The 15,031-nt window shown below is 38.0% G+C and carries 11 protein-coding genes and 2 pseudogenes; 10 read left to right on the forward strand and 3 right to left on the reverse strand.

The features are described from left to right. From K6J72_RS08065 to K6J72_RS08075, 3 genes are all read left to right on the forward strand, one after another. Complete coding sequence (locus K6J72_RS08065; protein WP_221281335.1) at nucleotides 1-1,626, forward strand: replication initiation protein; 1,626 nt, start codon at nucleotides 1-3, stop codon at nucleotides 1,624-1,626. Nucleotides 1,627-2,795: 1,169 nt separating this feature from the next. After that, on the forward strand, nucleotides 2,796-3,008 hold the full coding sequence (locus K6J72_RS08070; protein WP_221281337.1) for a hypothetical protein: 213 nt from the start codon (nucleotides 2,796-2,798) through the stop codon (nucleotides 3,006-3,008). Nucleotides 3,009-3,386: 378 nt separating this feature from the next. Next, nucleotides 3,387-4,043 carry a hypothetical protein gene (locus tag K6J72_RS08075; RefSeq protein WP_221281339.1) on the forward strand — a complete coding sequence of 219 codons (657 nt, stop codon included), beginning with the start codon at nucleotides 3,387-3,389 and terminating at the stop codon, nucleotides 4,041-4,043. A gap of 589 nt (nucleotides 4,044-4,632) precedes the next feature. On the opposite strand, the gene K6J72_RS08080 is transcribed toward K6J72_RS08075, so the two are convergent. Continuing rightward, nucleotides 4,633-4,881 (reverse strand): helix-turn-helix domain-containing protein, encoded by a 249-nt coding sequence (locus K6J72_RS08080; protein ID WP_221281342.1) that lies wholly within the window; start codon nucleotides 4,879-4,881, stop codon nucleotides 4,633-4,635. A 14-nt stretch (nucleotides 4,882-4,895) separates the two neighbouring features. Next, a complete protein-coding gene (locus tag K6J72_RS08555) occupies nucleotides 4,896-5,045 on the reverse strand; it encodes a hypothetical protein (RefSeq protein ID WP_430886755.1) in 150 nt (49 codons plus the stop codon). A 779-nt stretch (nucleotides 5,046-5,824) separates the two neighbouring features. Between K6J72_RS08555 and K6J72_RS08090 the strand changes: the two genes are divergently transcribed. The 5 genes and pseudogenes from K6J72_RS08090 (at nucleotide 5,825) to K6J72_RS08110 (ending at nucleotide 10,516) form a co-directional block, all read left to right on the forward strand. Then, nucleotides 5,825-6,043 (forward strand): hypothetical protein, encoded by a 219-nt coding sequence (locus K6J72_RS08090; RefSeq protein WP_221281343.1) that lies wholly within the window; start codon nucleotides 5,825-5,827, stop codon nucleotides 6,041-6,043. A 15-nt stretch (nucleotides 6,044-6,058) separates the two neighbouring features. Next, a pseudogene (locus tag K6J72_RS08095) lies at nucleotides 6,059-6,286 on the forward strand (hypothetical protein); the annotation flags it as partial. Between the two features lie 534 nt (nucleotides 6,287-6,820). Next, nucleotides 6,821-7,663, forward strand: coding sequence for a DNA methyltransferase (locus tag K6J72_RS08100; protein ID WP_260320722.1), 843 nt, complete (start codon nucleotides 6,821-6,823; stop codon nucleotides 7,661-7,663). A gap of 43 nt (nucleotides 7,664-7,706) precedes the next feature. Next, nucleotides 7,707-8,759, forward strand: a complete 1,053-nt coding sequence (locus K6J72_RS08105) for a DNA methyltransferase (protein ID WP_221281319.1) — start codon at nucleotides 7,707-7,709, stop codon at nucleotides 8,757-8,759. Next, nucleotides 8,756-10,516: a hypothetical protein gene (locus K6J72_RS08110; protein WP_221281328.1), complete on the forward strand. Its 1,761-nt coding sequence runs from the start codon at nucleotides 8,756-8,758 to the stop codon at nucleotides 10,514-10,516. The genes K6J72_RS08105 and K6J72_RS08110 overlap by 4 nt, the downstream gene beginning before the upstream one ends. A gap of 588 nt (nucleotides 10,517-11,104) precedes the next feature. On the opposite strand, the pseudogene K6J72_RS08675 reads toward K6J72_RS08110, so the two are convergent. Then, nucleotides 11,105-11,248, reverse strand: a pseudogene (locus tag K6J72_RS08675) (hypothetical protein); the annotation flags it as partial. A 453-nt stretch (nucleotides 11,249-11,701) separates the two neighbouring features. Between K6J72_RS08675 and K6J72_RS08680 the strand changes: the two are divergent. Both K6J72_RS08680 and K6J72_RS08120 read left to right on the forward strand, forming a co-directional pair. Further along, a complete protein-coding gene (locus tag K6J72_RS08680; protein WP_430886756.1) occupies nucleotides 11,702-11,965 on the forward strand; it encodes a DUF6710 family protein in 264 nt (87 codons plus the stop codon). Nucleotides 11,966-12,638: 673 nt separating this feature from the next. Next, nucleotides 12,639-13,595 carry a tetratricopeptide repeat protein gene (locus tag K6J72_RS08120; RefSeq protein ID WP_221281333.1) on the forward strand — a complete coding sequence of 319 codons (957 nt, stop codon included), beginning with the start codon at nucleotides 12,639-12,641 and terminating at the stop codon, nucleotides 13,593-13,595. Nucleotides 13,596-15,031 lie beyond the last annotated feature (1,436 nt).

Raw genomic sequence — 15,031 nt, forward strand, 5'->3', positions numbered from 1 at the left:
ATGGTTGTTCAGGATCAAAAACAAGTTTTGAGTAGTGAGATCGTGAAACTCCAAGTCCTAATAGATGTTGAAACAAACCAAGCACTTAAAGATATTTTAAAACAAGAAAAAACTGAATGCGTAAAAAAACTCTTAGCCTTAACGCCAACGCAAAACCCCCAAACACCCCAAGAAAGCCAAGAACAAAAGCCAGTCAAAGAAAACTTACTTAAAACACCCATAGATGCTCCACAAGCTCAAGAACAACAGATCATTAAGCAAGAGCAAGTAGATCCACAGATTCAAAACCTACAGCTAGCCACACCTTTAAACCAAAACACAGAGCAGAATCAACAAGAAATCACAGCGCAGGCTCTCCAAAGTGTGTCTAAAAACACCGTGCTTGCTAAAGATATACGCATAGCCGATTCAACTAGAGTAACCCTACACAATGATATTTACAAGGTTAATCTAGGCAAGCTAGGTGCGTGGGAAAGTAATTTGCTCTTTGCCTTATTCAACCGCCTCAAAGATCAAGGCGATACTTGCATACGCTTTGAACCCCACGAAGTTAAAGAGATGATTGGCGCACTTAAAATTGATGGAGGCAACCTACTAAGAGTGGTGCGCACACTTTGGAAAAATATAAGAATGGCTAATTTCTGGAAAATCATGCGTTTTGTAGAAAATGGTGAAGAATTGACTGAAGAAACGAACTACTTTTTATTCAAGCATTTTAAAATCGTCTCCGATCAAACCCCCAAACTCCGCTACATAGAAGTTGGTATCAACACCCCCTATTTCACGCATTTACTCAATAATCTTAGTGCTAACTTCACTTCTTTGCAATTAAAAATTTTTATGTCTTTAAGGAGCAAATACGCCAAAGCTCTGTATAGATTGTTGGTGCGCTTTGAGGATGTGAAAAAGCATTGCATGTGCGAGGTACTCACTTACAAAAGCGACTTTGAAGGGTTTAAAGAGTTTATGGGGATACCTAGGAGTTTGTCAATTAAGGACACCGATACGATACTAAAACCCGCCTGCAGAGAGCTAGGTGTCCCCATTGATGAAGGCTATAACCCTGAAAACCCCGATCGCTCTTTGCCTTATGAAACTATCTTTTATACAAAAATCAAAAAAGGCAAGGGCAATAAAGTCGTGGGCATCACTTTTCACTTCATGCCCCATCCGCATCTTGACATGCAAAAAGCCATCATGAAACGCTACATCAAAAACCGCTTTAAAGACACCATGGCACAAATCCAAAAGGAAGAGAAAGAGAAACAAGCAAAGAAAGCTAGAGAAGAGGTAAGAAGTAAAAGAGACCATTACAACAAACAAGAGTTAAAAACCCTTAACGGTTTTATAGGGCTTAGTGGTTCTTTGTTTACCAAAGACTTTGAATACTACTTTAAAAGTGTTAAGCTCTTGATGGTCGCTTCTTTTGGAGGCGATAACGCTAGACTAATGGGTGTCTTTAAGATCAATACAACCGATCACACGGATCGTAGTTATGCCGAGCGCCTGCGCTCCTTGAACCAAGCATATTTAAAATTTATCCCTAAAGGATTTCCTAATTGCTTTATATATTTTTTTGAAGACCATGAGAGCTTGCTTAGAGAGTTTGTGAAGGGGGCAAAGTGAAAGCAAAGCAATGCCAGAATTAGACAAAAAGAAAGCAGAGCTTGATGATTTAAAGAACTTGGCGCAGCTATGCAGTTACTTCTCTAAATGCAGTTACTTCTCTAATTACTTTAATTGCTTTTGTTTTTACTAGGTATAATCAAAGCAACATGGTCATAGATTAGAGAGATGGGAGAGTTATCTCCTCAATACCTAGACAGCGCACACACCCTTCTCAAAGAGCGGTGGTGGCAGCGGTTCTTGCGTATAATGTGTGTTCCCCGTGCACACTTTTTACCATTAGGCAGTTGCACTGCTTGAGGGCTAATGCCTGTTGCTGGAAAGACTCAGGGCTGATTTTATTTAGATATTTTTTTCTAAACTTTTTGTATTGTTTGTGGTTCTCATCGCTCAAAGCCTGGTAGATGTTTTCTACTTTTTGAGCCGCAACGCTGTATTTCTGCCGTCTGTGTGTGAATCACCCACCCGCTAAAGACGGGTGGGCTTCTTGCTTAAAAACCCGTTTTTACAAAGTATCTTGAACTAGGGGTGTGTTTTCTTGTCACTTAGCTTGGGAGGCTTTCTTGGCTTTAGGAGGTTTAAGTTTTAGTTTGCTATCACACACATAATATGCTCTGATTGTGGCGATTTGAGCGTGCCTAACCTCATTCTTTAGAAAAAGTTAAAAACCTCAAAAAAATTCAAAAAAATTGAAAATCTTGTTTATTTGACCTGATTGATATTCGCATTTGTGTTGCTTTGGTATCCAAGAGCTTATTAATATTGCTTTGGTATTGATTGATTAAAGCTCTGCCTTGGCTATAAAACTTTTGTGTTTTATTCTAGTAGTTTCGTAGTTGCTGTTGTGTTATTGACCGGATCTTTGTAGTGGCTTCAGGATATATCTTAGAGTATCGTTCTGTATGCCCCTTGAGTTGCTTATATCCTTGGCGTTGGGCGTATTTGTTCCATTAAGAAAACGCCATAAGTTGCATTTCAGCTAGAGTTCGGGTTTGTATTGTTAATCACGCCTAGATCGAGGTTGGTGTTATCTGTTTTTTATCAATACTTTCGATGGTGCTAATATTCCGTGTCTTAGAGTTTTTAGTGGTTTACTTAGTGGTTACTATAGTCTAAATGAAATACCGTTAAAATAAAAGCAGAAAGATAGGTAGAGGTATGGAATGAGTATGCGGGTTCCTGATGAGAGGCTAGATGAAAACCTAATAGAGAACCCAGAAATAACAGATATAAGAGAAGAAGCGAAAGCTAAATCTGAATTTTTCAAAGCAGTATTTGTTGCCGCATCAACGGGTGTTTTCAGTGTTTTTAGTTATTTCTTTGCTCATTATGAGGAGTTTGTTCGTTATTACGAAAATTTCGTCCGCCATAAAGATATTTAAAACAAGCTTGTTACTCTTTATGGTTCCCATGGCAATCGTTGTTCTTTGGATATTCATACTTTTTAGTCACGCCCTCAAAAGAATTAGAGGTAGTTCAAAAATTTTAAGGAGCACACAACAATGATGTTTGCAATTTCTATATTTGTTACACTTGCACTACTCGCTGTAGCCTATCCCATTTATTTTTTCGACGAAGAGTAGAGGTGTTCAACCATCTCTCTAATTATAACGACACGACAATATTTCACTTGAGCTTCCATTGGTAATAAAAGATTGTTAAGAATTGTGAGTTATCATGGACCGGATGAGCAGATATGAGGAGGGGTTTTGGCAATGAGAGAGTACAAACAAAACTAGATCTTTAGCAAAGGGGTTTCAATGGACCTGAGCTTTAATCATCAAAAATGGTTGGTTGGACTTTTGGCGATTTTATGGGCAGTATATATACCTTTGAGAGCATCTAATCTTGACTATTACAAATATTATGTTGGGGTAGACAAAGCTCATTTAGAAATCCAAAAGCTAATTAAAAACGGCGTAGCACTCAGGAATGCTGGGCAGTTTCAAGAATCTTACAAACTACTTCAAGAGGCTAGCGATCAGGGAAGTTTCGTGGGCACAAGCCTTTTAGGGATTTTGTATATGCAGGATAAAAAATTCAAGGATGATGACAGCAAAACTCTATCTTATCTTGATAAAGCTATCCAACTAAATAGGAAACAAGGAGGGGATAATAAGGGTGATTTAATACTCTTAGACCGTGTATATGTTGCCGTATTGTATTTCTGCGGAGATAAGATACACAAAGATTATGCCAGAGCGTACCAAATGGCGTGGAGTGTTGTCTTGGATTTGAGTGGACAGGATGGGCGGGATGGACTAATCCATCTAGGTACGATCGATCCCACTAACTATTCTGACATACGTCGCGAGATACTTGAATTGGCTTTTTCAGTGCTGAAGGCATGTCAAGTTAAACCTTTTCCACACCGAACCCCTATCCCTAGAAATAAAGTCATAGAGGTGAGACTTTAATTACATGGTCGCTTTATAGCACATTTGAGAGTTTGAGAGGGGGCGTTTTAGGGCGTGCTGTATGTGGGCATGATGATTGTGGGTAACACCTCCATCTATGGGGTCGGGGTCGCTCTCACCTCTGTGGATCACAATTTGGTGGCATTGTCAACCATAGAAAACCCAGACCTAGAATGTGTTTCTTTTGCGTTTAAACATCCCTAGAACACAAGAGTGATCAGGGTATAAGGATTGGGGGTTGCGCCGTGTTTTTCCGTCTTTTCAATAATAAATACTGAAGTATCTAACTTGATGTGTAGCTGAAAATTTAAGCCTACAATCCCTCACAACCGCTTTCAACCTCCAAACCATGTTTTGATATGTACTCCCAACCCCTAAACTTCCGCTCTATGACTCTTTAAAAGTGCTTTAACGCCATGTTTGGTTTATTACTTTACTTTATCTTGCTTTTCAAAGACATGTTTGCTCTGTTTGGTCGTTTTTTTTCACTCTCTCTCTAAGAGACATAATTATCCCATAACCGTAAATACTTCAAGACCAAAAATCTAATTCTTACTTTAAAAACTCTCTCTTCGGAGGTTTGGGGGGTTTAAGCAGTGTTGCGCTTTTGCATCTCATCCAAAGACTGCAACCCAAAACCTAATTTCTTTAAAACCCTTGCAAACTCAAGAGCATCCCCCTCAAAAGGGGATAAGTCGATGCCTTTAGATTTTACAATCACTTCTAAGGCATCTTTGAGCTCTGTCAAGTCGCCGTCTTCTAAAACGGCTTCTAAAAAGGATAGGCATTTTTCATTGGTGTTTAGAAACTTAACCACACTAAATGGCTTAAAGGCCATCTAAAACTCCTCTCTTAAAATTTTTGTGCCTTGATTATATCCTTTTGTTGTGTACTTTTATCGCCGCCACATAGCAAAATCACCAGCACATCGCCCCTTTTAGCGACATAGAGGCGATAGTCCGGTCCGGTGTGGATATGTAGCTCAAAAATTGCGCCCGTGATGTCCTTATGATCGCCAAAATGCCCACTCTATAAAGTCCGCAAGCGGCGCACAATCGCACCACGCCCTTTTAGGTCTTTTAGATTTTCTAGCCACTTTTCAAATTCGCTCGATGTCTGTATCTCCATACCCCATTTTAGCGCAAAAACACCTGCTACAGGGTGCCAAGGGGATTAAGCGTAATATTTAAGTGACTGATTTAAGCGACTGATATAGATAGGCTAAAAGGGTTTAATAGAGCTTGCAATACAGCACCCCAAATCTCTAGCTAAGCACTCTCTAAAAGCCACATTGACCTTCTGCCATTTCGTTTTATTTGCGTGATGCCCTTTTTAGCCCCCTAAAAGTCTCTACAATCAACACAACACCCTTAACCCTGCTTGAACTCTTTAACCACTCTCAACGCTCTAAGGCTTTTAAAACGCAAAAGACACATATTCTAGGTTTTCTTTGGTTTTTGAAACGAGAATTTGGGGTTAGTATGGGACTTTTCTGTGAAGTGTGGCGTTTGTGCTTTTGCTTATTTACTTACATAGCGTTTTTATAGCCATAGAGGGGTCTACAATCATCACTTCACCCTTAACACATACCAAAAACCTTTAATCCAAGAAAGCGTCCTATGGCCTTTAAACACTCATTCTCGTTTTAAAACCAAAAAGCCCTCTTTACTGCAATGGCATGATAAAGCCAAGAAAACAAACCAATCCTCACTTCAAGGCCCTCTCTTGGGGATTTGGGGGCAAGCCCACAAGATTTAAAGGCTTTAGCAGGCAATCCTCACATGGATAACGCAAAACTTTATAAGGTAACCCTTGACCTTTTTAACAATGTAGCAGGGGCTAATTTTGATTTAATCAAATATCTACCCAATGAAAACATACACAGAAGCAGAGCGATGCTTTTTAGGGTGTTTGCCCTTGAATACGACAAACAAAAAAATGTTAAACATTTGGATATACAAGTTAATGACCCCTACTTTACCTACTTGCTGAACGATTGAGAAGCAAACTTCACCACCATACAACTGCAGACCTTTTTAGACTTGAGTGGCAAATACAGCAAGAATCTATACAGACTGCTAGAGTGGTTTAAACACGCCACGGACAAGAATGGGGTTTTTAAAGTCTGTATCTATGAGAGTAATTTACAAGGCTTCCGTGATTCGGTAAGCCAAGCTGACGCTTGGCATCTATACTGCTCTTGGGGGCAAACCCCCAAACCCCAAGAGAGGGCTTTGAAGTGAGGATTAGATTTTTGATCTTGAAGTATCTACGATTATGGGATAATCATGTCTCTTGGGGAGAGAGTGAAAAAAAAAACGACCAAACAGAGCAAACATGTCTTTGAAAAGCAAGATAAAGTAAAGTAATAAATCAAACATAGTATTTAAATCGCTTTTAAAGACTCATAGAGCGGAAGGTTATATTATGACATTTTAAAATGGCGAATTCTGAGCTTGTAAGCCTCATTAGAAGATCTGTCAAGTTCTACCAAGCCCTACATTATGTGGTGAAAAGACAGTGAACGAAAAAATAAGGTATCCCCACTTCTTCTATTTTTTCTAAGGAAGAAAGAATGGAAATTTAAAGTTTAAAAACACATATCTGCTACACGAGTGGACGCGCGCGAAAGGCATGGTCACTTCCTGCTCACTTAGCTCCTTGATTAGCTTGTATAAAATCATCCTAATTGGATGTTAATTAGTATTTTTTGTTTTTAACAAAAGTTGCAGCAAAGTTACAATAAACTATAAATAGATGGTATAGGAGGAAGTTTATTGGCGGTCAAGCAAGCTTTTAATGGGTTGACTACGCAGGAGTGGGCTATGAATTCTCGCTCGGTGTGGGGTGATGTGTCCAGTCCGCGCTCCAGGAATGCACTTGAGCATGGAGCTACTTTTCCAAAAAAACTAAGTGATAGAGTAGTTTCCCTCTATTCAAGTGTGGGTGATTTAGTGCTGGACCCGTTTCTAGGCATCGGTACTACTGCTCTAAGCGCAGTAGAATTACAAAGGAACTTCGTGGGCTTTGAATTGAGTAGTGATTTTTTTAGTATGGCTAGTTCTTCAGTCGAACAGTTTTTAGTTTCCATTGATCAAGCCAATATTAGCTGCAAGATTAAGCATGGTGATTGTTTAGATCTGATAAATTCGATAGCCGATGAAACACTCTCCTTAACATTCACATCACCGCCCTATGCAAATCTTATTCATAAGATTGTAGATGATAGGACAAATAGGCACAGAAAATCCGCCTTTGTGTTAAACAATAACGCCACTACAAGAATTTACTCGGATAGTCAAAAAGATTTTGGGAATATGGATTTGGCAGCCTATGAAGAAGCAGTTTTAGCGCTGATGAAGAAAATTTTCAATAAAACTAGGAACAAAGGTTATAATATTTGGGTAGTTAAGGACTTTAGAGATGTTAAGAATGGAGTTCCCTATGTTGACTTGCACAGTATAATTGCGAACTTAGGACAAGAAGCAGGGTTTAAATATCATGACTTAATAGTGTGGGACCAAAACGAACGCAGAAGGTTAGTTTTGCTTGGATATCCCAGTGTGTTTTACGCAAATCAGAACCATTCATTTTTAGTAGTATTGAGAAAAGTGTCGTAATACTCTCTTGTGCGATAAAATCAATAATTTCTACTTAAAAAAGTTGGATAGGATACATCCGTACCCAGCTAAATTCACCATAGACCTGGCACTAGAGTACATACAGAAGTATACCTGCAGAAAGGAAGTTGTCTTAGATCCGTTTTGTGGTTCAGGGACTACCTTGCTGGCTGCAAGACAGCTGGATAGACAGTCATTTGGATTCGATGTAAATCACATCGCTTATTTGATAACACAAGCGAAATTGTTATATCTGGATAATCATGACATCAAAAAGTTAAAAGAATTCTACATAAAAAAGGGTAATTTTCTACAAAATTATAAAGCTATTAATCACTGGTTTAAAGTAGATAGCATCAAAGCGCTGTCAAATATAAAGGCTAGCATTGACGAGTTCAGTCGAGGCAACAGGAAATATAAAGTCTTTTTAAGTTTAATTTTTTCTTCCATTGTCAATGTAGTTTCCAACCAGGAGTCAGATACTAGATATGCCAGTGTCAACAAGAAGCATCTAAATGAAGACTATGTATACAGGAAATTTACAGAAAAACTGTTTCAAACTATTGAAATCTTTGAAAATCTAGCCTTTGAAAATAGCATCGGTCAGTATGTTTTTTTACACAATGCAAAGACACTATGTGAAAAAATATTCAAAGACTCAATATCACTTGTTCTCACTTCTCCACCATATCCAAACACTTACGATTACTATTTGTATCATAAGCACAGAATGCTATGGCTCGATTTCGATGTAAAGTTTTCTATGCAAAACGAAATAGGTTCGAGGCGAGAATATTCGAGCTTAAAATTACCAAAAGAAAAATTTAACAACGATCTATTAGAGGTTTTTAGGCAATGCGGAGAAGTATTAAAGAATGATAGCTATATTGTACTTGTGATGGGTGATGGCAAAATACAAGGTGAGATTTATAACGCCAAAGATGAAATTCTAACACTTACAAACAAGCTAAATTGGGACCTAGTTGATTATTCTTGCAGTGAGCTTGACCAAACAAGTCGATCTTTTGCACAAAATTATAGAACTAAACATAAGAAAGAGCACATTTTAACATTTCAGAGAGTAAAAATGAGATGAAAATAGATGAAATTAGGATCTATGCTGAGTGTCTAGAACAGGGATTAGATTTTAAGGATTATTTACTGGAAATCGATAGGGATTTATTTATAAAAAATATTTATCTACCAAAATTTAGAGGCGAACCTAGAGATAATGACTCACAACTACTGAGAATTTTAAAACTAAAGAGTTTTGATTTGGCAATTAGCATCATTTCTAATAACAGCGAGATACCAATATTGCTTATAGAATATTCAACTGCTGTGCCGACCGATGATCATAAAATGCAGAGAAGTGATGTATATTTTTGGTCTGGTATTTTCAAAATTCCGGTTATGAAAATCTCGCCCTTTAATAAAAATTCGTTTAATGAACATGGTGGGGGAGATAAAATTAACAATCAAGGCGAAGTTGCACTTGCATTAAATAATAATGCTGTTGTCTACTTTATAAATTTTGGATACCAAAACAATACTTTGTTAACTAACAAGGAGAGGCTGTCTTGTATCGATAAAACTACAGAGATAGGAAAGGTCTTATCTGTACTAATCAAGGAGTTTTTACAACATAAGAACTTTGATATAGTTTATAAGAACCTGCTACACTCTTTTGAGTGTGTAATCGATAAAAACCTTGCACCGTTAAAAAATGTGTTTACAAATTCAACAAGATTTAAAAGAGAGGGTAATGATATAATCGTAAAAATCAACCGTTTTGGTCATGCCATGGATCCTGATAGGGGTATTCTATTCTTTATAAATATGCTATTTGGCAATGATTACACAATTACAAAATTTACCATAGAACGAAAAAATAAAGAAAGTTACAAGACGCTATTTGATACTCTATCAAAGACGAAATTAAATCAAATCAATTCACTCATAGAGCAAGGTGTGAGTGCGCACAGAGTATTAAAAATTTTTATGATAGCCACGGGCATAAATATAAGGCTTGAGGAAGTAGCTCCAGCGCATTTTCAAATCAAAGATGATGAATTTTTAAGATTTTTGCGAACCTATGGTAACAATGTCTATAAGTCAATCTTTTTAAATTCAAAAGAACTAAGGCTGTGCAATCTTGACAATGCAATTATATGCAGAATATCGTGGAGTCCAAGTGTGGCCACACTGTATAAAGATTCTCTTAGAGAAAAAGCACATAGAGAACCGCTATTGATTGTACCACTTGATTCCAAGAATATCAAAGAAGATATCATTACCCTTGCTAGTGTTGAAGTTTTTAAAAGAATTGGTTGTGAAATTCTAGCGACAAGTTATCCCGGTGCACAGGCAGATAGAGCTATACTAATAGGCAGTGGTAGAAAAATGAAACGAATTTATATCGATATCATAGCTTCAAAAACAAAAGAGGATAACTTTTATGTTTTTTTACACGAAAATAAAGACAAGTCAAGTAAAATTAAAGAAGACATACAAAAATTGCAAAATATCAAAAATAATCATATAAGTGAGCTGAATGTATTGCTTAAAAAGCTTAATAAAAGCTCATTCGACACGCTATTTTTGGGTATAGGGTTCAAATATAGTTGCGAGATTATTAATAAAATCGAAGATATTGACTACATCTTCGCATTTGATTTAAATACGAACAATGACAACACGAATATACTTTTTAGTGTAGCAGTCGTAAATTTAGATTTGATAGATTTTTTTGGGGCACTCAAAAACAGCCAACGCAAGCTGCAAGGCACGATCGTGCTCGATAAAGTCTATCGAATAAACAAACTGCACTGTGATGTGCAAAAATACCCTTAGCGATTCTAAATTACCCAACTTGCACTTAAACCTGATTTTGAGACGATACTTCTGTTTATGATAACCTCAATCTTTATTTTACATTCGTTTTACATTTGTTAACAGTTTAAAATATTATTAAATATTATTTAAAATTATATTAATAATATTCCGCGCATAATTCGTAAGGCGGACCCTCGCCAGCCAACCGCTTGTTTAAGGGTGGTTGGCGTGTTCCAATGAGTCTTTACTGAGGCTTGCTGTAGGTTATCTAAGAATTTCTCTATTTTGTTTGGGTGTATCCCTATATAGAGATGTTTAGGATTTTGAGATGTTTAGGATTTTTGTTGTCAACCTTGGGCAGATTTTGCCATCTTCTCCTGTTCTTGTTTTTGTGATATTCTCTCAATGGTAACAGCGGTTGCACAGAGCGTGGAATAAACTTAAAATTGACTTAATTTGTTCTTCTCTTGCGCATCTTGTATGAGTCTGGTGTGTGTAATCGGCCAATCGACACTTCTTACTCAGTATTCTCTCAAAAGCGGCTTGTGCAAGAGCATCTTCCATCACGGTTCCCTTTTGAAAATATTCTTTAGCTTTGACTATATCTTATGGCATGCCATGCCCATATTGATAAATGAGTCCGATGGAATGATAGGCTCTAACCTCCCCGTTCCCTATGGCTTTCAAAAAATATTCAAAAGTCTTGGCTTGATCCTGTGGAACACCATCGCCTCTAAAATACAACAAGCCTAGCTTGTAGCATCATCTACCATATCTACTATTTCCAGCTTTCAAGTAGTATCCCATAGCTTTCGGGTAATCCCTTCTCTCATAAGCTTTACTGGCTATCTCAAAATACGATATAGGGTTCTCTTTCATGCAGAGCTCCTAATTTTTAGATAAAAGTAGTGGTTCTATCAACTTTAAGTATCAATTTTTTAAATTTTTTGTGTCATTTAGATAATATGATAAATATTGACATGCACACACGATTATTCACTAGAGAAGTAAATCTACTAGAGAAGAACTAGAGAGTTTTGGAAATCGAGAGAGACTTTGAGATCATGCTTGCAAAGAAAAGATGCCTGATAAGGAAAAACCATGTGGTGGTCTTTTTGAACCAGATGTGATGCAATATATACAGCAACAAGTTTGTAAAATAGAGCTAGATCGTTCTGAATGTGAATTATATTTTATAGAGACATTATCTTTGCCCTCCCATGGTGCAGAGGGGTAAAATGTGATAGTTATATTGACATGCTTTGTAAGATTGGAGATAATAAGGTAGAGGGATGGGAACAAAGTAAGTGCGGTTGTGTGGTGGTTCTGTGGCTTCCGTGGCTTGCGTTTGTTGACCATAGTAATTGCTCCATCGCTGCTGCTATTCTAAACGCCACAAAAACTCCTTTGAAACCTACGGCAGTTTACGATGTGTCATCTGCATTGAATTCGATCTATACAGATTGAGAGTATTACTATGATAAAAGCAATAAATGTAGGACCATAGCAGAAGTTAGATCGAGGCGTAATGCGGCGGTTTTTGAAATAGGACGCTATATTATGGAGTGTGAGTAAAAAAGATTGATTTGAGAGGAAAACGGTCGTATTGCTTGAGTAACCCGCCTGGATCATATTGTCTTATGCCTTTGGCTTGCTCATCAGGGGTTTAAAAACTGCTCCTGATCTAGCCTGGCTAGTTTAATGCCTTTTAGCGATGAATTTCGCGCACTCTTTTAAGCTGCCAAAAGGGTGGGGCTCTGATATAGAAGCGTATATGCATGGGGTCTTGGTAAGCTCTCTGGCCCCCTCTTTGGGTCTTACCCCTTTGATATCCACAATCGGCTTACAATCAACGCGTAAGACTTTAGCTCAATTTCTACCTCACTCGGCTTGGTGTATGTAGCTACCCCCTTAAAATAGCTCATGGGCACTACTGACACGCCATGATAGTGGGGGATATTTTTATCCATCGAGGATTTTACCGCTCATAAACTCCAGGCAATCTAAGATCTCACTCCAAAATCCTAGAATACTGCACCCAAGCCCTCAACTTAGTAAATTAATCTAGTTCTAGAATATTTAATATAACATGTAAAAGCAGTCCGAGAATAGCCATAAACCACACCACTGAAGGCAAGCAATGATCACACTAAAAAGTGCGTTGAATACGATATTTATAGGGGTACTTTGTTTAGGATGTGCCAAAAGCGATCGATACTACATCGATGCTCGAAAGGCTCTAGACGAGGGCAATTGCAAAAAAGCCTCTAAGTTTTATCAGAAACTTTTAAAAAGAGAAGATTCTAGAGGATACAACGGTATAGGAGTCTTGCAAGCTTGTCACCAAGACTTCCGAGCTCTCCAGAACTTTCAAAAAGCAAGAGAAGCAAGAGAAAAGGGGAATGCTAAGCCTTACTATAATTCAGGATTTTTCTACTACAACATCTCAAATAGACAATGCCAAACAGCTAGAGATTTTTTTAGCAGGGCCGGAGATATGGGTTACTCTGATGGTTACTTTAGCTTAGGAAACCTATACAATAGCGGTTGTGATAATATCCACAAAGATCAAGCTACAGCTAAAAAATACTGGGAAAAAGCCGCTAATCTGGGGAATGCTAAAGCTCTTGTCAACTTAGGCGTTATGTATAAGAGAAACGGAAAATACAAACAAGCGCAACAAAACTTCAAAAAGGCTGGGGACATGGGAGAATCTTACGGTTATCTTAGCCTAGCAGACATGTACCTTGACCCTGACCCTAATCTTGATCCTGACCTTAAAGACGGATACATCAGAAAAGCTCTCCTATATCTTCAAAAAGCGGCGAACATGGGGGATGTTCAAGCCTGCATTAGTAAAGTAACACTCATCTACACCTCCAATAATACAAAAGCACACAGCATAAACTTGAGTATATGCACACAGCCAAAGAATCACACAAAAAAAATAAAATGTAAAAAACCGAGGTCATATCTCGATTTTTCAAACCGATACATCAACAGTCAAGGTTTTCAGGAAAACAGCTCCGAAGGTCGCAAATACCAGAAATCTGTAGGCACAACCTGTAACTGCAGTTGCGCTGGTTATGCATATTAAAATAATTTAATATAATCCGCGTGATCCGGTGATCCGCGCGCGATTCCCAAGACAAGACATTGACAATCACATTTTTTCACATACCCAATCGTTTTAATAATTCAACAACATATTGTAAGAGAAACGCTTGAGAACTTTGGAGAGTATGGCTGGTCAACCTATAAAAAAGAAATAACCCACTTCTCTAAGTTCACGAGAATGAATCGGAGTGAGTAGAGCGGACACAAGTGAGAAGCAAGACCTTAACACCTCCATCAACTATACCATGTTTAGTTATCCAACCATGACTCATGTCGATCAACGAAACTATTCAATCACCATAAATCCTTTATTCAAGAGCTTACGCACGCTTCCTTCGATGTGCTACGAAACTTTAGATATGATGAGATAATTGAGGATAGATGGTGAGGATAATTTTACAAGTTCTAGGTTTTCTTTGGCTTGTGAAACGAGAATTTGGCATTAGAGACTAACCAAATTAGAGTTTTTATATATAGCATAGTGCTTGCACTTTTGCTTATTTGATTGCATAGCTTTTATAGTCTTTCTAGAGCCATAGAGGGGTCATACAGCGTAACTTTGATCAAAAGAGTACACAAACATTATCAAGCCCATAAAATCGATTGTAGAGCGTTTTAGAGCGTTCTATGGCTGTATTCACTCATTAGCCTCTTTTTTGCATTTGCCACACCTGTGGATGAATGCCCCAAACTCATAGTAAACTCATAGTGTTGCCAATTGCGCTACAAGACCACGAAGCTCCTAGACTTGACTTGAAGTAAAGCCCCTGGCTTTAGCTATCAGGAGTATGTCAATTAATCTCCTCTCTCTTTATTCCCTTTCTTTACGCCATATCATGTCCACAGCCATCACTTTACCAACAACCCATATCAAACCACCCCTTGGCCCAAGAAAGCGTTCTATGACCTTTAAAACGCAGATTCTCATTTTAGAACTCCCCAAGCTATTTTACTGCAGGGGTGTTTTTTGGTGTTTTAAAACCCAAAAGCCCTCTTTACTGCAATAGCACCATAAAGCCACAAAAACAAACTAATCCTCACTTCAAAACCCTCTCTTGGGGGTTTGGGGGCTTGCCCCCAAGAGCAATATAGATGCCAAGTGCCAGCTTGGCTTACCTTCTTGGCTTAATCGAAATTTTCTCGTGCGTGCGTAAGAACTTTGTCAATCATTTTGTAAATCACTTTGTACGGCGGTCTTGTGGGCTTTGTGAACTACATTGCGCACGGGGTTTCTAGTGCTTCAACTAACCTTAATAAGGGGTAAATTCGGTAATTTAAGGGGTAAATTCGGCATATTTAAGGGGTAAATTCGGCATATTTAAGGGGTAAATTCGGTAATTTAAGGGGTAAATTACATAAAATCCTTACTTTATGCTACAATCGCACAGTGAGCTCGGTAAAAGAGAGGTGTAGAAA

The organism is Helicobacter sp. NHP19-003, from assembly GCF_019703305.1.
GTDB classification, from domain to species: Bacteria; Campylobacterota; Campylobacteria; order Campylobacterales; family Helicobacteraceae; genus Helicobacter; species Helicobacter gastrocanis.